Below are 20357 nucleotides of genomic sequence, written 5' to 3' on the forward strand. Positions count from 1 at the left end.
TACGCTAAGTAATCACTTAAGAGCCTATCCCATTAGGGCTTTTTTGCTTGCCATTTTGAACCTGGGCAGTGTTCAAACTGTCTTCGCCAATTACGCATACTGGGATAGGCTCTAAGTCATCGCGTTGAACAGGGGGAAGCCCCCTGTTTATTAAGGTAATGCGCTACTCCTCGCGGTTTTTTCCCTCTTCTAAGAAGTCTTCATCGATCTCATCGATATTTCCGGCGTGATCGCGCCCGGAAAGAAGGTTCCAGCAGGCAATAAACAGCGCGGCAATCAGCGGGCCGATAACAAAACCGTTGATGCCGTAGATTTCCATCCCGCCAATGGTGGTTATCAGTATCAGGTAGTCCGGCATTTTGGTATCTTTCCCGACCAACAGAGGGCGAAGAATGTTATCGACAAGGCCAACGATTATCACAAAGAAACCGACGATAAAAGCGCCTTGCCATATCTGACCGGTTGCGAAAAGATAGATGGCCGCAGGGATCCAGATAATCGCCGAACCCACCGCCGGAATGAGTGACAGAAACGCCATCATAGCGCCCCACAGAATGCTGCCATCAATACCGACTATCCAGAACGCCAGCCCGCCAAGTGCGCCCTGGGCAAGCGCGACCGCAACGGTGCCTTTTACCGTCGCCCGGGCCACGGCGGCAAATTTAGCGAAAAGATGCTGCTTAACGTGATTTGACAGCGGCAAGGATTCGAGAATCAGCCTGACCAGATATGGGCCGTCTTTCAGCAGGAAAAACAGCAGATAAAGCATGATGCCGAAGCTGACGGTAAAACCGAAGGTCCCTTTACCAATCAGGAATGCGCTACCGGCCAGGTACTGACCGCCTTTTAGCGCAACGTCAGAAAGCTGCTGCTGAATTTGTTCAGCGCTATCGAGATTATGCTCGGAGAGGAAGCTACGGGCCCACTCCGGCAGGTGAGCAAACAGGCTGGCTACCACCGTCGGGAACTGAGTATCGTTATGCTGCAGCTTGGTGTAAACCACGTTCAGCTCAAAGGCCAGCGACGAGAGAATAATCGCCAGCGGGGTAAACACGATCAGGCAGATAATTACTATCGTCAGAAAGGCCGCCAGGCCGTTACGCTCGCCGAGCCGATCGCGCAGTTTGTTCTTAACCGGATGGAAGATCACCGCCAGAATCGTTGCCCATAAAATGGCTGAATAATAGGGGGAGAGAACGTCGAAAAAAGCGAGGGTGACGATCAGTACGATCAGGATGAAAAATCCTTTTGTAAGTCCATTAACTCTCATGTAAATCCTTCAGAAAAATGACGAATACAGTCAAATAATAGAAGCTTTTCCACGATTTACAATTAGAGCGCTTATCGTATCGGGTAAGAGCAGAGGGTGATTTCAGGCATTAAAAAACCCGCAGACTCTAAGAGAGTGCGGGTTCTTAAGGGGTTACCGATGTTATCGGTGAATAATTTGGTCGGCACGAGAGGATTTGAACCTCCGACCCCCGACACCCCATGACGGTGCGCTACCAGGCTGCGCTACGTGCCGATTTGTGGGGAACAATATTACCCGTTCCCCAACTGAATGCAAGTCGGGAAATGACTGATTGATTCATAAATAATCAATCAGTTAGCGATAAAGCGTTTTTCATCAGTTAGCACCTGCAGCAGCAGGCTGAGCTGCGGTTTTTGATCCTTAACCTTCTCACCGTCGCTATTCCATGTACTGTAAGTACCGTTGTGATTGAGTACGACGGTGACTTTCGGCGTGGTAATCGCCAGCGTATCGCTATTGGCGGCGGTCACCCACGCGCGACGACGGGCGGCGCTAAACAGATCCTCACCTTGCGAATACTCATTTGCCGGTGTGGAAACGTGCAACAGCCGTTGCATCAGCGTCGTCATCACGTCTTTATTATCCGTCAACGTCGCAATCTCCTGAGCAGGCGTACCGGGCCAGTGGATGACTAAAGGTACCTGCAGCTGCTCGCGCGACCAGCCAAACTGATCATGTTGAGGGTTCAACGGCATACCATGGCCTGCCGTAATAATAACCACCGTGTTGTCCAGCTTGCCCGCTTCGCGCAGCGCGTTCAGCACGCGACCAATTTGTGCATCGACCGCACCAGCGGCATTGCTGTAGCGGCGGACAAAGTTTTGCTGCTGTCCATTATCAAAAGTGGTGCCGTTAAGCGAAACCCATGAGAACCAGCGGTTTTCGTCCTGAGCATAACGGTCCAGCCAGTTAATCCACTGGTTCGCTGTCTGCTCATCGCTTTGTGCTTTCGCGACCGGCAATGAGAAATCGGACAGCAGCGCCTGGCGATAAAGCGGGCTGCTAAAACCGTCAGAAGAGAAGAGGCCCAACTGGTAGCCTTGCTGATTCAGCGAAGTAATCAGCGCCGCAGGAATGCGTGCCGACAGAACGCCATCCATATAGCCCGGCGAAATACCATAGAACAAGCCAAACATGCCGCTGTCGGCGGTGTTGCCGGAGCTCATATGCTGGGTAAAATTGACGCTCTCTTTAGCGAACCCGGCCAGCGCTGGCATGTTTTTCTCAAAGCGCGAATAGTTAAGGTTATCCACGGTAATAAGCAGCACGTTATAGCCAGTGCCGAGATCGCGATAACGCAGGTCGCTAAGCGGGTATTGTACCGAGACCGCTTCCGGTGCGCCTTGTTCCACCAGACGGCGCTGGTAATCCTGGGCGTCGAGCAGGCCGTGTTTTTCCAGAAAACGGCGCGCCGTCATGGGATAGGAAAGCGGCAGATTAGCTCGCTGCATGGTTATAGGGCGATAGAAATTCGCATCTGCCCAGATATAAACCAGGTGGCTGCTAATAAAAGAAATAAAGAAAAACCAGGCAACCGGGCGGGCGTAGTGGCGGCGGCGCGTCAGGCTACGCAGCTTTTGCCAGCTCCAGGTTGCAAAAAGCATTTCCAGCAGAAAAATAACCGGAACGCTAATGAACATCAGCTGCCAGTCGCGCGCCATCTCGTTCTGATCGGGGTTAATGACCAGTTCCCAAACGAAGGGGTTGAGATGCAGATGGAAACGGGTGAACACCTCGCTGTCGATGAGCAGCAGCGTCATGCCCATTGTCGCCAGGATGACTGATATAAACCGCATCAAACGCTGGGAGATGACGATAAAGGTTAGCGGAAAGAGGATCAGCACATAGCTGGTAAAGACCAGGAAGCTGAAATGACCAACGAGGCTGACGTACGAGAAAATGCGTCCGGCAAGCGTCGTTGGCCAGTCGGCGACAAAAAGATAGCGGCTACCGAGCACCATAGCCAACAACATGTTGAACAGGGCGAACCAGTGTCCCCAACTGACCATCTGGGAGACTTTTTCTCGGTAGGGCTGACGAAGAGTCACCATATACTGTTGTTCGTTATCCTTAGTGCGCCGGATCGTCGTTGATAGATGATTGCAACGCCTGGGCAAAAGAACGGGCGATGGCCTGACGCTGCGCCGGCGCGACGCTACTATTGATCAGGTTGGTCACCATATTGCCCAGCACCATCAGAGACAGGTCAACGGGCGCTTTATGTGTTTCCAGAACGCTCGTCAGCTCGCTGAGCAGCTTTTCGACGTGTTCATCGCTATAGCGGGATATTTGCGGCATAAACTCAAAATCTGTTTGTTCGTGAAAGGGCAACATATTACCGTAGCAGCAGCTTTTTTTCCGCATTTTTTCGCCACGGCGCAAAAGCGCGCGGCTTAGCTCGCAAAGAGTTACGCGGTGGTTGCGCCGTCGTCCCGGCGGTGGTTGAATATCGCCCGGTCTAAAAGGAGAGTTTAACATGAGTCTGGATATCGACCAGATTGCCCTGCATCAGTTGATCAAACGTGATGAACAAAATCTGGAACTGGTGCTGCGCGAGTCACTGCTGGAGCCGACAGCGACGGTAGTAGAAATGATGGCCGAGCTGCATCGTGTCTACAGCGCAAAAAATAAAGCCTATGGCCTGTTTACTGAAGAGAGCGAGCTGGCGCAGGCGCTACGCGAGCAGCGTAAGGGTGAAGAAGAGTTCCTGCCGTTCAGCCGCGCGGCGACCGGTCGCCTGCGCGATGAATTGGCAAAATACCCTTTCGCTGAAGGGGGGATTGTGCTGTTTTGCCAGTATCGCTATCTGGCGGTGGAATACCTGATGGTGGCGGTGCTGAACAACTTAAGCAGCATGCGCGTCAACGAAGAGCTGGACATCAGCTCCACCCACTATCTGGATATTAATCACGCTGATATTGTTGCGCGTATTGATTTAACCGAATGGGAAACCAATCCGGAATCAACTCGCTACCTGACCTTCCTGAAAGGTCGGGTAGGGCGAAAAGTGGCAGATTTCTTTATGGATTTCCTCGGTGCCAGCGAAGGGCTGAATGCGAAAGCGCAGAACCGTGGCCTGTTACAGGCGCTGGATGATTTCGCTGCCGATGCGCAGCTGGATAAATCTGAGCGTCAGAACGTGCGCCAGCAGGTTTACAGCTACTGCAACGAACAGCTGCAGGCCGGAGAGGAAATTGAGCTGGAATCGCTGTCCAAAGAGCTGGCGGGCGTCAGCGAGAAGACGTTCCAGGAGTTTACCGCAGAACAAGGCTACGAGCTCGAAGAGAGCTTCCCGGCGGATCGCAGCACTCTGCGCCAGTTAACCAAGTTTGCCGGTAGCGGCGGTGGGTTAACCATTAACTTTGATGCCATGCTGTTGGGTGAGCGCGTGTTCTGGGATCCGGCTACGGATACCTTAACGATTAAGGGCACGCCGCCAAATCTGCGCGACCAGCTGCAGCGCCGGACTTCTGGCGGTAACTAAATAAATGAAAAATCCCGGCGTTGAGTCGGGATTTTTTTATTTAGCGCACGCCTGTGGTTCCAGGCTAACAGGCATAGAGGATTTCTACGCCATCTATTGCTAATTGCTGTTGCAGGGCATCATCTAACGGTGTATCGACAATAAGCGTGCTGACGAGACTCAGTTCGCCGATGGCAAAGGCCGATGCGGAGTTAAGTTTTTCCTGCGACGCCATCACCACCGTTTCGGCAGCCCGCGCCGCGAGTGCGCGCTTGATACCTGACTCTTCATAATCTCCGGTAGTCAATCCGGCTTGATGATGGACGCCTGTTACGCCCATAAAAAACAGGTCGGCATTAATGCGAGAAATACTTTCCAGGGCTGCTGCCCCTACGCTGACCACCGAATGTTTAAATAATCGGCCGCCAATCAAAATCACCTCGATTAGCGGTTTCTCCACCAGCGCGACGGCGATCCCCGGACTGTGGGTCACCACCGTACACGCCATGTTATCTGGCAGCAGGCGTACCATCTCTCCGGTCGTAGTTCCACCGTCGATAATCACCACCTGGCCGGGCTGAATAAGCTCAGTTGCGCGCTGGGCAATGGTCTGCTTCGAGGCTATTTGCACGTTTTTTCTTGTTTCGATTGGCGCGATGGCTTCGGAAACCGGCAATGCGCCGCCGTGCACGCGCTGTAGTTTTCCTTCAGCTGCCAGCTCGCGCAGATCCCGGCGAATCGAATCTTCCGAAATGCGAAAACGTTGGCTGAGATCGCCTGACATCACCTGTTTTTCCTCAGCGAGGATCTGCAAAATCTGCTGTTTTCTCTGGCTGGCAAGCATGAAAATACCTTCATGAGTTATCTTGTTTATACACGATTATGCATGTTATGTTGCCTGCTGTCACCTTATAAGGGGAAATACATGCACGCTGACGTACCCCGCGTTCGCCATGTCCGCGAAACGCTACTCTCAGATAACTGGTACACGCTCAAAAAATACACGTTCGAATTATTACGCCGGGATGGGCGCTGGCAGGAGCAAAGCCGCGAGGCCTACGATCGCGGAAACGGGGCGGTCATTTTGCTCTATAACCGTGAAAATAAAACGGTAGTGCTGACTCGCCAGTTTCGCTTCCCGGTATGGATTAACGGCCACGAGGGGTTCTTGATTGAGGCGGCTGCCGGATTGCTGGATAACGCTTCTCCGGAAGAGCGCATTATCGCTGAAGCGGAAGAGGAGACCGGTTTTCGCGTCACGCGCATTGAGCCGGTATTTACCGCTTATATGAGTCCGGGTTCGGTAACGGAAAAACTCTATTTTTTTATTGCCGAATATTCTGCCGATGATCGCTTTAGCGATGGTGGCGGGCTGGCGACCGAAGGGGAAGATATCGAAGTGCTGGAGTGGCCGCTGGAAAGAGCGCTGCGGGCCATTCGCGAAGGGGAAATTGTCGATGCGAAAACCATTATGCTGCTGCAGCATTTGGCGCTCAATGCATCGACGCTGTTAGCTCCATAACAAAACGCCCCGGACCTTGCAGGCCGGGGCGCTTGCCATACAACTTTCAGTCGGCGATTAAGCGCGAACGAAGTCGATGTGAGTCAGCTTCGGCTTGAACGCGTGACGCTGAACGGCCTGAGCTTTAACTTTTTCTTCTTTGCCATCAACAACGATGGTCAGAACTTCGCTGTAAAATTCAGCTTTGCTCTGCATGTTCCATACTTTGTCGTGGTCCAGTTCAATAGCAACCGGAGCAGCTTCGCCGCCATAGATAATGGCCGGGAATTTGTTTGCTGCGCGCAGGCGGCGGCTCGCACCCTTACCCTGCTCTTTACGTACTTCTGCGTTGATAGTAAACATTGATGTCTCTCTATATATAAATCCTGCTACAGGCGACCCAGCAGCAGGCAGATTATCTGCTTTGCGAATGCAAAAGCGGGCGGCATTATAGCCGCCAAACGCCTTTGCAGCAACCAAAACCTCAGCCGGGCAGCCGATTAGCGCAGCTCGTTGGCCCGACGAAAGCGCCCCTGATAATCAAATATTTTTTCCCGCACCTGCCAGTACTGCCCCTTCATGCGGGCGACGACAAAGTCCGGGTGGCGCAGCAGCGCCTGCTGGGCAAGGATATCGGCGGGCGTTATCCAGCGCAGCGGTACACCCGGTGTACGGGTATGTGGGCGGATAAACAGTTGCTCAAAGGCCGTACGCTGGGCGGGCGTGTGCAGACGGAAGCGCTCACTTACATCCGCACCATCTTCATCGTAATAGGTGATTTTCAGCCATGGGCCTTTCTCATCGGCACCGTGCTGAAGATCCATACCGCTACAGCGCAGCACCAGCGCATCTTTCAACTTCAGCGCCGCTTTCAGCATGTCATCCGGGTCGACCAGAATGGTGTCGCACTCGCGGCAGCGACGGGCAGCGATATCATTTTCCGCGTTACACTGCGGGCAGTTTTTAAAGCGAAAGCGAAAATCGCACTGTTCGCGATGGCCTTCATCATCCTCAAACCAGCCCTGGCAGCGGCGGCCAAAATGTTCAATCAGCGTGCCGTCGGTGGTCGTTTTTCCCCAGAAAGTATTGGCGAAACCGCAGGCGGGGCAGAAAACCTGCACCGGCACGTTGTCGCTTTTTCCCTTCGGCGTGCCGACTTCGGGGGCATAAAGATCGTGCGGGTTCCCGGCGTAATCAAGGATCAGGCAATCAGTTTTGCCTGGCGACAGGCGCAGGCCACGACCCACAATTTGTTGGTAAAGGCTTACCGACTCGGTAGGGCGCAGGATAGCGATGAGATCGACGTGGGGCGCATCAAAGCCGGTGGTCAGCACCGCGACGTTAACCAGATAGCGATACTGCTGGGCCTTAAACGCTTCGATAATGCGATCGCGTTCGGGGCCAGGAGTTTCGCCGGTAATTAAAGCGGCTTCACCCGCTGGCAGCAAGCCGGTGACCTCGCGGGCGTGTTCAACGGTGGCGGCGAAAATCATTACCCCTTTGCGCGTTTGCGCAAATTCAACAATTTGGCTGACGATATGCGGTGTAATGCGCTGCTGCTTTTTCAACTCGTGGTTCAGGTCAGCTTCACTGAACAGACCGCTGCTTTGTGCCTGAAGGCGGCTAAAATCATACTGTACTACCGGCATATCCAGCCGCTCTGGCGGCGTCAGGTAGCCATTCTTAATCATATAGCGCAGCGGCAGTTCGTAAATGCAGTCGCGAAACAGCGCTTTTTCATCGCCGCGCACCATCCCGTGGTAATGGAACTGGTAAATCCATCCTTTACCGAGGCGAAAGGGGGTGGCGGTCAGCCCCAGCAGGCGCAAATTGGGGTTAACCTGCTGAAGGTGACTGATGATCTGCTGATACTGGCTGTCGTCATCGTCGCTGATGCGGTGGCACTCATCGACAATCAGCAGCGAGAATTCCCCCTGAAACTGGTCAAGGTTGCGGGCCACCGATTGCACGCTGCCAAACACCACTTTGCCGTGGCTCTCTTTACGCTTGAGGCCCGCGGCGAAAATATCCGCCTCCAGGCCGAGCGCGCAATACTTGGCATGGTTTTGCGCGACCAGCTCTTTTACGTGCGCCAGGACCAGTACGCGACCGCGCGCCAGGCGAGCCAGCTCGGCGATGACCAGGCTTTTACCTGCGCCGGTCGGCAGGACGATGGCGGCGGGTTCATGGTGGCGGCGAAACCAGGCCAGAGTGGCGTCGACCGCCTCTTTTTGGTAGGGACGTAGTGTAAAAGTCATGAATTTATAGCGGTTAATTAACTCGCGAATAGTATGCCACGAATCTTTTCCCTTGAGTGGTGTTAATAGCTCGTTATACTAACCAATGAAATTCTTCTTTTTTCGGGCGCGTTGCCCGCTCCAGCACTCTTACAGGCTAAAAAAATCTCATGCGACTTGATAAGTTTATCGCTCAGCAACTTGGCGTTAGCCGGGCTATTGCCGGGCGTGAAATCCGCGGCAGCCGCGTTACCGTGGACGGCGACATTGTAAAAGACACTTCGTTTAAGCTTCAGCCGGAGCACGATGTCGAGTATGACGGCAACACGCTGGTTCAGCAGCACGGCCCGCGCTACTTCATGCTTAACAAACCGCAGGGCTACGTCTGTTCCACTGACGATCCAGATCACCCGACAGTGCTTTACTTCCTTGATGAGCCCGTCGCCCATAAGCTGCACGCCGCAGGACGCCTGGACATTGATACCACCGGGCTGGTGCTGATGACCGATGATGGTCAGTGGTCCCACCGGATCACTTCCCCGCGCCATCATTGTGAAAAAACCTATCTGGTGGAACTGGAAAACCCGGTGGATGAAACTACCGCTGAGCAGTTTGCGAAAGGCGTTCAGCTACACAATGAGAAAGAGCTGACCAAACCGGCGGTGCTGGAGGTGGTGACGCCGACCGAAGTCCGTTTGACCATTAGCGAAGGCCGCTACCACCAGGTTAAACGGATGTTTGCCGCGGTGGGTAATCATGTGGTTGGCCTGCATCGCGAACGTATTGGCGACATTATGCTTGATGAGTCGTTAGCCCCTGGTGAATATCGCCCGCTGACTGAAGACGAAATTGCCAGCGTCGGCGGCCAACATGCGCGGAGTAAAACGTGACGGCAAAGCAGAATTCTTCGTTAGGGATTGTGTTTATTCTTGGCCTTCTGGCCATGTTGATGCCGCTGTCGATTGATATGTATCTTCCGGCGCTGCCGGTGATCTCTGCGCAATTTAATGTGCCGGACGGCAGCGCGCAGATGACGCTCAGCACCTATATTCTGGGCTTTGCGGTGGGCCAGCTTTTATATGGCCCGATGGCGGACAGCATCGGGCGTAAGCCGGTTATTCTTGGCGGTACGCTGGTATTTGCGGCGGCGGCGGTGGCCTGCGCGCTGTCGCAGACTATCGATATGCTGATTACCATGCGCTTCTTCCACGGGCTGGCGGCGGCAGCGGCGAGCGTGGTGATTAACGCCCTGATGCGTGATATCTATCCGAAAGAAGAGTTTTCGCGAATGATGTCGTTCGTCATGCTGGTGACCACCGTTGCGCCGCTGGTGGCGCCGATGGTCGGCGGGGCGGTGCTGGTGTGGTTTAGCTGGCATGCGATCTTCTGGATCCTTGCTGTGGCGGCGCTACTGGCTTCCGCGATGATCGCCTTCTTCATTAGCGAAACCTTACCGCCGGAGCGTCGACAGAAGTTCCATATACATACAACGCTGGGTAACTTTGCCACTCTGTTTCGCCACAAGCGGGTGCTGAGCTATATGCTGGCGAGCGGGTTTAGCTTTGCCGGGATGTTTTCGTTTCTCAGCGCCGGTCCGTTTGTCTATATCAATATTAACCACGTATCACCGCAGCATTTTGGCTACTACTTTGCCCTGAACGTTGTTTTTCTGTTCGTGATGACGATGATCAACAGCCGGTTTGTGCGGCGGGTGGGGGCTCTGAATATGTTTCGCGCAGGGCTGTGGATCCAGTTTGCGATGGCGCTCTGGATAGTGGTGTGCGCGCTATTTGATGTTGGTTTTTGGGCGCTGGTGTTTGGCGTGGCGGCTTTTATCGGCTGCGTTTCGATGGTTTCCTCTAACGCGATGGCGGTTATTCTCGATGAATTCCCGCATATGGCCGGAACGGCATCTTCACTGGCGGGGACTTTCCGTTTCGGGATTGGGGCGATTGTCGGCGCGCTGCTCTCAATGGCAACCTTTACCACTGCCTGGCCAATGCTGATTTCAATCGCCTTCTGCGCCAGCAGTTCCATTCTGTTCTATCTCTATGCCAGCAGGCGGCGCAAAGCCGCACGCTGAGCCACATTCAGGGGGCGATATCGCCCCCTTCTTTGATACATATCAACTGAAACCGGCTTCACGGTTTGGCTATTTGTTTGTTTTATGTAAAATCAAATCGTTTAAAAAGTCGCATTGTTGCGATAAAAAAGTTGTTTTAGATCACAGAAACGGGTACATATAGCCCGAAGATGTTCCATTTGCACAATTATAAACTTTTACATTACAAACCAATAACACAAGTCTGATATCGGTGTAAGCGTTTTCTGTGTAGGAACAGGACTATTTGTCAATAATGTGTTAGCATTAATGTAAAATTATTGTGAAGTATTTTGCTTCCGGGGAAAACACGTGAATACACTGCAACTCTCTATCGTACACCGTCTGCCGCAGAGCTATCGCTGGCTGGCCGGTTTTGCAGGTTCAAGAGTTGAACCGATTCCGCAAAACGGTGCTCAGAGCGAAAACAGTCTCGTGGCGTTGAAATTACTTAGCCCTGATGGCGAAAACGCGTGGTCGGTCATGCATAAACTTAGCCAGGCGCTCAGCGACATCGAAGTAGACTGTTCTATTGTTGAATGCGAAGGGGAACCGTGCCTGTTTGTTAATCGTCAGGACGAGTTTGCCGCAACCTGTCGCCTGAAAAATTTCGGCGTGGCGATTGCTGAGCCTTTCTCGGGTAACAACCCATTTTAACCGTCAGCTCAGCGCCAGCAGCTGACGGGTATACTCTTGTTGCGGAGCGGTAAATACGCGCTCGCACTCTCCCTGCTCAACGACTTCTCCCTGCCGCAGCACCATGACCTGATGACACAGCGCCCGTACAACGCGTAAGTCATGGCTGATAAAAATATAGGCCAACTGATGTTTTTGCTGTAACGCCTTTAGCAAGGTCAGGATTTGCGCCTGCACGGTTTTGTCCAGTGATGACGTCGGTTCATCCAGCACGATAAGCTGCGGCTTGACGACAAGCGCCCTGGCGATAGCGATACGCTGGCGCTGACCGCCAGAAAAGGCAGCGGGGTAGCGGTGGCGCGTTTGCGGGTCGAGTCCGACCTCCTGCATGACCTGAATCACCGCCCGCTCTCGTTCGGCCGCAGTAAGCGCCGGTTGATGGACGCGCAATCCCTCTTCAATGATTTGCAGCACGTTGAGCCGTGGGTTTAACGAGGAGTTAGGATCCTGAAAGACAACCTGCATACGACGGCGCAGCGGCAGCATTTGCCGACGATTGCGTCCCTGAAGAGCCTCTCCGTCAAAAGTGATGGCCCCATCGGAATGAATCAGGCGCAAAAGCGCCAGCCCGGTGGTGCTTTTGCCCGATCCTGACTCACCGACCAGACCCAGGGTTTCACCGGCACGTAAATGAAAGCTGAGGGCGTTAACCACCCGATTATGATCGACGACCCGCCGCAGGATCCCTTTACGTATCGGGAAGGCGATACTTAAGCTCTCAGCCCGCAGTAATTCAGGCGCATCAGGAGCGAGCGGTACGGGGTCGCCCGACGGCTCGCTATCCAGCAGGCGCTGGGTATAAGGGTGTTCGGGGGAGGAAAACAGCTCCCGGCAGCCGTTTTGTTCCACGCAGTGGCCGCTTTGCATGACCGCGACGCGGTCGGCGAGCTGACGAACGATACTCAGGTTATGGGTGATAAACAACAACCCCATATTTAACTCTTGCTTCAATTCGCGCAGCAGCGCGAGGATTTGCGCCTGCACCGACACGTCCAGCGCGGTGGTAGGTTCGTCGGCAATGAGCAGCTCCGGACGGGTTAGCAGCGCCATTGCGATCATTACCCGCTGACGCTCGCCGCCGGAAAGCTGGTGCGGGTAGTCGGCCAGTCGTCTGGGCGCATTGCGGATCCCGACGCGATCCAGACAGTCGAGGATCTCCCCACGCGCCGCCTCTTTACGCATACCACGGTGCAAAGAGAGCACTTCGTACAGCTGTTTTTCGAGGTTATGTAGCGGGTTTAGCGAAACCATCGGCTCCTGAAAGATCATCGCGATGCGGTTACCGCGCACGCCGCGCAGGGTGCGTTCATCAGCGTGAAGCAGCGATTGGCCGTGAAAACGGATATCACCGCTGGGATAGCAGACCGGTGGCGAGGGGAGCAGCCGCAGCACCGATAGCGCTGAAACGCTCTTGCCGGAACCAGACTCGCCCACCAGCGCCAGGGTTTCGCCAACGGCGATCTGCAGCGATAGCTCGCTCACCACGGTGGTGGTTTCTCCCTGCTGGCGAAAGGCGATGGAGAGATTATCAATATCTAATAGAGGTTGCGTCATGCTACACCGCCTTACCTGGATCAAAGGCGTCGCGAACCGCTTCACCAATAAAAATCAACAATGTCAGCAGCACTGCCACCGACAAAAAAGCGGCGATACCCAGCCACGGTGCCTGGAGGTTGTTTTTGCCCTGCAACAGTAGCTCGCCCAGCGAAGGGGAACCCAGCGGCAGGCCAAAACCGAGAAAGTCCAGCGAGGTCAGAGTGGTTATCGAACTGCACAGAATAAACGGCAGGAAGGTGAGGGTGGCGACCATCGCATTAGGCAACATATGCCGCAGAATAATGGCGCGATCGCTAACGCCGAGCGCCTGAGCGGCCCGAATGTAATCATAGTTGCGGGTGCGCAGGAACTCAGCGCGGACGACGCCTACCAGCGTCATCCAGCCGAACAACACGGTAATTGCCAGCAGCCACCAGAAATTGGCCTGTACTACGCTGGAGAGCAGAATAATCAGAAATAGCGTCGGCATTCCCGACCATACTTCGATAAACCGTTGCCCCCAGAGGTCAACTTTTCCGCCGTAATACCCCTGAACAGCGCCAGCCATCACGCCCAGTACGCTGGAGAAGAAGGTCAGCAGCAGACCGAAAAGTATCGAAATACGAGTGCCGTACAGAATACGCGCCAGCACGTCTCCGCCGTTAGCGTCGGTACCCAGCCAGTTTAGCGCTGACGGTGATGAAGGAAAGGGACTGTCGGTGGCGAAATTAATGGTGGTTGCGCCAAAACGTACCGGTGCCCACAGCGCCCAACCGTTATCGTCCAGCTGTTTTTTTAGCCACGGGTCCTGATAGTCGGCGGCGGTGGCAAAGCTGCCGCCGAAGGTGGTCTCGCTGTAGTTTTTTAATAGCGGAACGTAAAGGCTGCCGCGATACTGTACCAGCAGCGGTTTATCGTTAGCGATAAGCTCAGCGCACAAGCTACAGGCGAAAAGCGCTAAAAATAGCCACAACGACCAATAGCCGCGACGGTTATGGCGAAAGCGCGCCCAGCGAGCCTGATTGACGGGACTAAAAAATGACATTAGCGACCCTCAAAATCGATACGCGGATCGACCAACGTATAGCTGATATCGCTGACGATATTCAGCAGCAGGCCAATCAGGGTGAAAATATACAGCGTGCCAAACATCACCGGGTAATCACGCGAAACGGTGGCTTCGTAGCCCAGTAGCCCCAATCCGTTTAGCGAGAACATCACTTCAATCAGCAGCGATCCGGTAAAAAACATACTGATAAAGGTGGCCGGGAACCCGGCGATCACCAGCAGCATGGCATTGCGGAACACATGGCCCCAGAGGATCTGTTTTTCGCTGACGCCTTTGGCGCGGGCGGTAACGACGTACTGCTTGCGGATTTCATCGAGAAAGCTGTTTTTAGTCAGCATGGTGAGCGCAGCGAAACCGCCGATCACCGTTGCCAGCACCGGTAGAGTGATATGCCAGAGATAGTCGAGGATCTTTTGATACCACGGCAGGCTGTCGAAGTTGGCGGATACCAGCCCGCGCAGCGGGAAGAGATCGAAATAGCTGCCGCCGGCAAAGATGACGATCAGCAAGATGGCGAACAGGAACGCCGGGATCGCATAGCCGATGATAATCAGCGTGCTGCTCCAGACGTCAAAATGACTACCGTTGCTGACCGCTTTGCGGATCCCCAGCGGAATCGACACCAGATAGATAATGAGCGTGCTCCATAAACCCAGGGTGATGGAGACCGGGAGGCTGTCCTTAATCAACTGCAGTACCGACGAGCTGCGGAACAGGCTATCGCCAAAATCAAAGCGCAGATAGTCACCGAGCATTTTAAAATAGCGCACGTGGATTGGCTTATCAAAACCGTAGCGGTGGGTTATCTCGGCGATAACCTCCGGGTCGAGTCCACGCCCGCCGCGATAGTGCCCGTCGCTGATATTACTGACCCCGGTACGCGCGTGGCTGGCGCTCATCCCGCTGTCCCCGGCGCCGGGCAAGCCGCCGCGATCGCCAAATTCAATCGCCGCGATAGCCTGATCGACCGGACCGCCGGGCGCGATCTGCACAATAAAAAAATTAATGGTGATAATCGCCCACAGGGTAGGGATTATGAGCAGTAGTCGGCGGAGCAGATATGCACCCATCTTAATTCCTTAGCGTCTGTCCGCGGGGAGTCTGGCCGCTTTGTTTGCGTCGTACCACCAGTTTTCAAAACCGGAAGAGTAGACCGCGCGGGTCTGCGGGAAGGAGAATTTGTCCCAGTATGCGGTTCGGTCCTGTGCCATATACCACATTGGCAGCATGTAATAGTTCCACGTTAGCACGCGGTCGAGAGCCCGGCCCAGCGGCAGCAGCTTTTCCTTATTACCCTGCCAGCGAATAATCTGCGCGATAAGCTGGTCGACGGCCGGGCTTTGTACCCCCGAGGCGTTGTAGCTGGAGTTAATATATTCGGAGTCCCAGGAGATTTGCAGGTCGGTGCCGGGCCAGGGGGTTGCGCGCCAGACGTTTGGCATCATGTCGTAATCCCGGCTGCGCTTGCGGTTGCTGTACTGTGAGTTGTCGACCTGGCGAATATCCATGACGATCCCGAGACGCTGAAGATTGTGCTGAAAGGGGAGGACCCAGCGATCGCTGCTTCCGGAGGGAAGCAGTAGCTCAAAGCGTAGCGGCTTGCCGCTCTGCGCGTTGACCCGCCGCTGGTTTTTCACTACCCATCCCGCCTGGTTTAGGATGGCATCCGCTTTGAGTAAATTGGCGCGTTCGAAACCATCGCCGCGGGAGACCGGCGGCTGGTAAATCTGCGTGAAGACTTCGGCTGGGATCTCTTTTTTCAGCGGCGTCAGCAGGGCGAGTTCATCGGCATCAGGGTAGTCGCGCGCCGCATACTCAGTGTTCTGAAAGAAGCTATTGGCGCGGCTGTACGAGTTATAAAACAGCGCCTTATTCATCCATTCAAAATCAAACGCGAGAGTTATCGCTTCGCGTACCCGCCGGTCGGAAAATACCGGACGCTGGATGTTAAAAGCCAACCACTGCGTATTCTGCGCCGAGGTGTTGGTGTATTCATCTTTGATAATATAGCCATGGGTAAAGTTACGCCCGACGTAGCGGGTAGCCCAGTTCTTGGCGACGTTTTCTTCGCGGCGATCGACAGCGCCAGCCTTAAAGGCTTCGAAAGCCACATTGTCATCCAGATAATAATCGTAGCGCAGCGTGTCGAAATTCCAGCGTCCACGATTGACTGGTAAATCGGCTGCCCAGTAGTTTTTTACGCGTGAATAAGTGATGTACTGGCCCATTCGCCAGGCGGTCACGCGATACGGACCGCTGGCCAGCGGCGGCGCAGAGAGCGGGTCGCTGAGCTTATGGCTTTTCCAGAATGTCTCCGGCATGACGGGTAGCGTCATCAGGCTGAGCATGTTCTCTTTGCCCGGTTTGGCTAAATCAATGCGTACGGTAAGTGGGGCGATCGCTTTAACGGTGGTGCCTTTATAATAGAGGCGAAACTGCGGCACCCCTTCGGTCATAAACTTCTGGAAGGTAAAAGCGACATCGCTGGCGGTAATGGGGCTGCCATCGTGATAGCGCGCGCGTGGATTGAGGGTTATCTCCATCCACGAAAAATCATCGGCATAACGCGTGTGTTCGGCGATCAAGGGGTAATAGCTGCCGGGTTCATCGTCAGAGGTGGTGAACAGCGTGTCGTATAACGTCTCGGTGCGAATGCCGGGATTACCTCGCATAGCGTAGCGGTTGAAGTTATCAAAGGTGCCAATGGCTGCGAGGGTAATTGCGCCGCCTTTGGGCGCGTCGGGGTTGGCATAGTCGTAGTGTTCAAAACCAGCGACGTACTTCGGTTCGCCGATAATGGCGAACGTATCGCTCTCTTTAATGGTTTGCGCCCGGCTCTGCAGGCTAAATAAGGCCAGCAGTATCAGGCTGATGCGTACAAACATAACCAGGATATCGTCCTCCAATGACAGGCCTGAAGTGGCCTGACCTCTGATAGCAAATAATAAAGGACACTCAGCGGGTTGTGAAATATTTCGCTGGTTCATCGCGAGCGGCGATCAGCGCTTCCAGGGGAAGCGGCTTACTGAGCCAGTAGCCTTGCAGGTAGTTTACCCCATGGTCGCGCAGCCATTCAGCTTGTTCCTGAGTTTCCACGCCTTCAGCGACGGTGGTGAGCTTCAGGCGACGGCTTAGGGTGATGACGGCATCCAGTACCGGAGAGGTCACGGTTTCCGTACCAATGGCCTGGACAAAACCGCGGTCGATTTTCAGATAATCGAAGTTATAGCGCTCCAGATAGATGAGCGCGCTATGGCCGGTACCAAAATCATCGATCGCAATTTCGAAACCTTGCTCATGCAGCCAGTCGAAATTCTCCAGCGAACGATTCTTGTCGATCATTGCGCGTTCGGTGATTTCCAGTACCACGCTAAAATGATTCGTGGGCATGGTGGTGGCGAACTGCTGAAGATCTTGCTGAAAGCTGCTGGAATGCAGATGAGCGGGGGATATATTGACGCCAAGTTTGCTGCCCACGGGCAGGAGCGTTTGTAGCGTAGGGGCATCACGGGCGATCAGTTTTAACAGATGGCGGGTCAGCGGAATAATCACCTGTTGGGTTTCAGCAAGGTTAATAAACACATCGGGAGGGATCTCCCCGGCCGTTGGATGACGCCAGCGCATCAGCACCTCAATACCGCTGATTTGTAGCGTATCTGACCTGACCACTGGCTGATAGACCACGTAAAACCGATCGTTTTTGATCGCCAGGAGAAGTTCTTTGCGCGGGTCAGATTTAATGGTCAATACGTAGTAGCTCAAAAGTCCCGCCAGCAGCCCGCACACGACGCCAAGTAGCAGAGCGAACTGGGTATTTTCCCCCAGCCAGCTGTTGGCGTAGAGATAGACGTTCAGCGGGAGGCCATCAATTTGCGTCTGGCGAATCGGCGGTGAGAGCAGCGTTTGCGGGTCGATAAGTCGATTGCTGAAGGTGGAGATCGCGATGTCTTTAATGGCCAGCGCCAGGCCGCTGAAATCATTCTGCCGGGCAGAGTAGAGAATATAAGGCGTCAGGTTGGCATTAATTGAGACAAAAATACCGTCTTTACCGCCGTGCGGGCTGCGCACCCACATTGCCAGCGCGGCGCTTTTTGGCATCATAGGCGTTCCCGGCAAAATCGCCATATCGACCGCTTTAGAGATATCAAGCTGCGGAATGAGCTGGGTTAAGGGCGAGCTCATCGCGCCGGTAGCAGAGGAGCAAAACGCGAGGCCATTTTTAACCAGCAGGAAGGCTCGTACGTTTGGGCTGAATGCCGCATGGGCGGTTAAGCCTGAAGCAACGTTCTCACAGGGTTGGTCTACCAGCGGCTGCAGGCCGTCAATGGTCTGATTTAAATCGCGGAAATAGTCCTGCAGATAAGTATGAACATTTTTGATGATGACGTCGAAACGCTCCGCCCGGTTATGATAAATCACCATAAACTGAATGCTACCGGCCAGCAGGGCGACGGCAATCCCGAAGCATACGCTGGTCAGCCAGATTTTACGCTGGGGAGAGAGGTGACGGGTAGGCATAGGCTATAGTCAGTCCGTGTTGTTGATTAGCGCCAAAGGGTTCATAGAAAGTCGTTTTTCCATCCCCACTTAAAGACATAGCTTATTTTGCGAAGTTCATTGGCGGACAAGCAAAAAAAAACACTGCCTTGGCAGTGTTTTCTGTTTCTTCCGTTGGCCAAGGGATTAACCAACGTCAGAAGAAATTACGAGCGGCTCAGAACGCGTCGCGCTTCGTTATAGCGCTTTTTCCAGTACGGCTCGTCCATGCTGGATATTGTCACACCGCTGCTGGTGGAAGCATGAACAAACTGATTGTTGCCGATGTAGATACCCACATGGCGGCCCGTGGAACCTGCACGGAACAGGACTAAATCACCGGTACGCAGCTGTGAACGGCTGATGGATTTTCCAGAATCCTGCTGCTCTGAAGTCGAGCGCGGTAGTTCCAGACCAAACTGTTCACGGAAAGTACGTTGCACAAAGGCAGAACAATCGATGCCTTTACGAGTGCTGCCGCCGAGGCGGTAACGCACGCCCTTCCAGCTAGCATATTGATCCATCAAACGGGACTTCACGTCCAGATTGCGGACCATTGTTTCAAATTCATCCTGAGAGGCTTGCAGTGATGATAAATCTCCACTACCCACAGCAAGCGTCTCAGAATGCATATTCCTGGCGGTACTATTTGAACTACACGCGGAAAGCAGAACCGCAACTGCAATCGCGGGCGCGACCCGCAAGATATATCTCAAAATCGGCTGAGATTTGACCATACTGTGTGTTATCCCTTGTTGTCCTTAACGACAATGTCGTTATAAAAAATGCCAAACGTGTTAGAGCCTAAATACCTGGTCGCAATGAGACAATTCCCTAAGCATAAAATTGTGGCCTGACGCACAAATTTATTCACTCTCTGAATTGATGTTGCTGAAAAGGCAAAACGAGATCGAGGTTACCCGATCGGACGGGGGATGGCGAGCGGTTTTGCGCATTTTCTTATAAGTATTTTTGCGACAAAAAGTGAATCATCGGCAAAGGACAAATTAGCGACAATGGTGGGCAAAAAATACGCAATTTACTCATTTTTATCATGATTAATGTGACAGGAAGATGATACGGAATGAGAAAAAATGAGCGGATAAAAAAAGGGACCCAGAACGATCCCTTATGAATGATATTAATTAATTGTAAAGAGGAGTTTAATTTTTGACTTTTCCACCGGGAAGATGACGCTCAAATAAAGCAATGACATTGTCACTCAGCGAGGTCATCAACACCCATGGCGCGCCAATTAGCACGGCGGTTAATGAGCCAACGGCAATATCGGTAAACCAGTGAGCGCCAATCATCACCCGAGGGAAGGCGAACACCACAAATATTACCAGTGAAATAGCAAATGCGCGGCGGCCAAAATAACGCCACATAAAAGAAGCGAAAATCAGCAGCATCATACCGTGATCGCCCGGAAAGCTATCTTTAGAAGCATCTTTAGTCGGGAATGAGATCACGTCACTCACTTTGGTAATGTCGGTGAAAGAGAGCGAAGGGCTAGCGCGCTTAACCGGCATCAGATGCTGGGCCAGTTGATTGATGATAACGGCGGCCAGCAGCATCACCAGCCCGATGATAATCACCCGGCGGCGTCCTGCGCTCTGTTCTTTAAACCAGAAGCTCAGCATCAGGCTACCCATTGCCAGCAGCGAACAGGCGTCAAATGCGCGGTTATTGATAATCGCCAGCAGCCAGGTATAAGCAGTGCTCACGCCAACCAGGTGGTTAAAGAAATAGAAGATCGCCGAGTCCAGCGGATTCCAGAAACCATGGTTTACAGGAAGGTACCATGAACAAAAAAGCGCTATACCCGTCGCGTTCAGCAGCAGGATAAGGGGAATTCGATTTTTAATCATAACTATCGCGTGTTGTGTAAAACGACGGCAACCAT

18 protein-coding genes and 1 tRNA gene are annotated in these 20357 nt (G+C 53.5%); 5 read left to right on the forward strand and 14 right to left on the reverse strand.

The window, feature by feature from the left end; genetic code table 11:
- Positions 1-163: 163 nt before the first annotated feature.
- The 4 genes from FN082_RS16715 to FN082_RS16730 form a co-directional block, all read right to left on the reverse strand.
- Positions 164-1270, reverse strand: coding sequence for an AI-2E family transporter (locus FN082_RS16715; RefSeq protein WP_139539105.1), 1107 nt, complete (start codon positions 1268-1270; stop codon positions 164-166).
- A gap of 178 nt (positions 1271-1448) precedes the next feature.
- Positions 1449-1525 (reverse strand) — tRNA-Pro (locus tag FN082_RS16720).
- A gap of 77 nt (positions 1526-1602) precedes the next feature.
- Positions 1603-3363 carry an LPS biosynthesis-modulating metalloenzyme YejM gene (yejM, locus tag FN082_RS16725; protein WP_139536664.1) on the reverse strand — a complete coding sequence of 587 codons (1761 nt, stop codon included), beginning with the start codon at positions 3361-3363 and terminating at the stop codon, positions 1603-1605.
- Positions 3364-3382: 19 nt separating this feature from the next.
- Complete coding sequence (locus tag FN082_RS16730; RefSeq protein WP_139536674.1) at positions 3383-3610, reverse strand: YejL family protein; 228 nt, start codon at positions 3608-3610, stop codon at positions 3383-3385.
- A 178-nt stretch (positions 3611-3788) separates the two neighbouring features.
- Here FN082_RS16730 and yejK point away from each other — a divergent pair, with 178 nt between their 5' ends.
- The gene (yejK, locus tag FN082_RS16735; protein ID WP_139536663.1) at positions 3789-4796 is read left to right on the forward strand and encodes a nucleoid-associated protein YejK; all 1008 of its coding nucleotides are present in this window, start codon (positions 3789-3791) and stop codon (positions 4794-4796) included.
- Positions 4797-4860: 64 nt separating this feature from the next.
- Here the strand turns inward: yejK and FN082_RS16740 are convergent, their stop codons facing one another.
- A complete protein-coding gene (locus FN082_RS16740; protein ID WP_142981952.1) occupies positions 4861-5619 on the reverse strand; it encodes a DeoR/GlpR family DNA-binding transcription regulator in 759 nt (252 codons plus the stop codon).
- Positions 5620-5700: 81 nt separating this feature from the next.
- On the opposite strand from FN082_RS16740, the gene FN082_RS16745 reads away from it, so the two are divergent.
- Positions 5701-6297, forward strand: a complete 597-nt coding sequence (locus FN082_RS16745; RefSeq protein ID WP_139536661.1) for an NUDIX domain-containing protein — start codon at positions 5701-5703, stop codon at positions 6295-6297.
- Positions 6298-6354: 57 nt separating this feature from the next.
- Here the strand turns inward: FN082_RS16745 and rplY are convergent, their stop codons facing one another.
- Positions 6355-6639 (reverse strand): 50S ribosomal protein L25, encoded by a 285-nt coding sequence (gene rplY / locus FN082_RS16750; RefSeq protein ID WP_139536660.1) that lies wholly within the window; start codon positions 6637-6639, stop codon positions 6355-6357.
- 137 nt (positions 6640-6776) lie between these two features.
- Positions 6777-8534: a DEAD/DEAH box helicase gene (locus FN082_RS16755; RefSeq protein WP_139536659.1), complete on the reverse strand. Its 1758-nt coding sequence runs from the start codon at positions 8532-8534 to the stop codon at positions 6777-6779.
- Between the two features lie 149 nt (positions 8535-8683).
- Between FN082_RS16755 and rsuA the strand changes: the two genes are divergently transcribed.
- The 3 genes from rsuA (at position 8684) to FN082_RS16770 (ending at position 11271) form a co-directional block, all read left to right on the forward strand.
- Positions 8684-9403 (forward strand): 16S rRNA pseudouridine(516) synthase RsuA, encoded by a 720-nt coding sequence (rsuA, locus tag FN082_RS16760; RefSeq protein ID WP_139536658.1) that lies wholly within the window; start codon positions 8684-8686, stop codon positions 9401-9403.
- Positions 9400-10596, forward strand: a complete 1197-nt coding sequence (locus tag FN082_RS16765) for a Bcr/CflA family multidrug efflux MFS transporter (RefSeq protein WP_142981953.1) — start codon at positions 9400-9402, stop codon at positions 10594-10596. Before rsuA ends, FN082_RS16765 begins: the two co-directional genes overlap by 4 nt.
- A gap of 330 nt (positions 10597-10926) precedes the next feature.
- Entirely contained in the window at positions 10927-11271 is a 345-nt protein-coding gene (locus FN082_RS16770) for a YejG family protein (RefSeq protein ID WP_139536656.1), read from the forward strand.
- Positions 11272-11274: 3 nt separating this feature from the next.
- Here the strand turns inward: FN082_RS16770 and yejF are convergent, their stop codons facing one another.
- The 7 genes from yejF to FN082_RS16805 all read right to left on the reverse strand — a co-directional run bounded on the left by yejF (position 11275) and on the right by FN082_RS16805 (position 20328).
- Entirely contained in the window at positions 11275-12864 is a 1590-nt protein-coding gene (gene yejF, locus FN082_RS16775) for a microcin C ABC transporter ATP-binding protein YejF (protein ID WP_142981954.1), read from the reverse strand.
- A 1-nt stretch (position 12865) separates the two neighbouring features.
- Complete coding sequence (locus FN082_RS16780) at positions 12866-13891, reverse strand: ABC transporter permease (protein ID WP_142981955.1); 1026 nt, start codon at positions 13889-13891, stop codon at positions 12866-12868.
- Complete coding sequence (locus FN082_RS16785) at positions 13891-14985, reverse strand: microcin C ABC transporter permease YejB (RefSeq protein ID WP_139536653.1); 1095 nt, start codon at positions 14983-14985, stop codon at positions 13891-13893. The genes FN082_RS16780 and FN082_RS16785 overlap by 1 nt, the downstream gene beginning before the upstream one ends.
- A 9-nt stretch (positions 14986-14994) precedes the next feature.
- Positions 14995-16800, reverse strand: a complete 1806-nt coding sequence (locus FN082_RS16790; RefSeq protein ID WP_142981956.1) for an extracellular solute-binding protein — start codon at positions 16798-16800, stop codon at positions 14995-14997.
- Positions 16801-16870: 70 nt separating this feature from the next.
- Positions 16871-18433, reverse strand: coding sequence for a cyclic di-GMP phosphodiesterase (locus FN082_RS16795; protein WP_142981957.1), 1563 nt, complete (start codon positions 18431-18433; stop codon positions 16871-16873).
- Between the two features lie 185 nt (positions 18434-18618).
- Positions 18619-19188: a bifunctional murein DD-endopeptidase/murein LD-carboxypeptidase gene (gene mepS / locus FN082_RS16800; RefSeq protein ID WP_004103943.1), complete on the reverse strand. Its 570-nt coding sequence runs from the start codon at positions 19186-19188 to the stop codon at positions 18619-18621.
- A 426-nt stretch (positions 19189-19614) separates the two neighbouring features.
- Complete coding sequence (locus FN082_RS16805) at positions 19615-20328, reverse strand: phosphatase PAP2 family protein (protein ID WP_185932127.1); 714 nt, start codon at positions 20326-20328, stop codon at positions 19615-19617.
- Between the last annotated feature and the right edge of the window lie 29 nt (positions 20329-20357).

This window comes from Klebsiella spallanzanii (genome assembly GCF_902158555.1).
Classification (GTDB): domain Bacteria; phylum Pseudomonadota; class Gammaproteobacteria; order Enterobacterales; family Enterobacteriaceae; genus Klebsiella; species Klebsiella spallanzanii.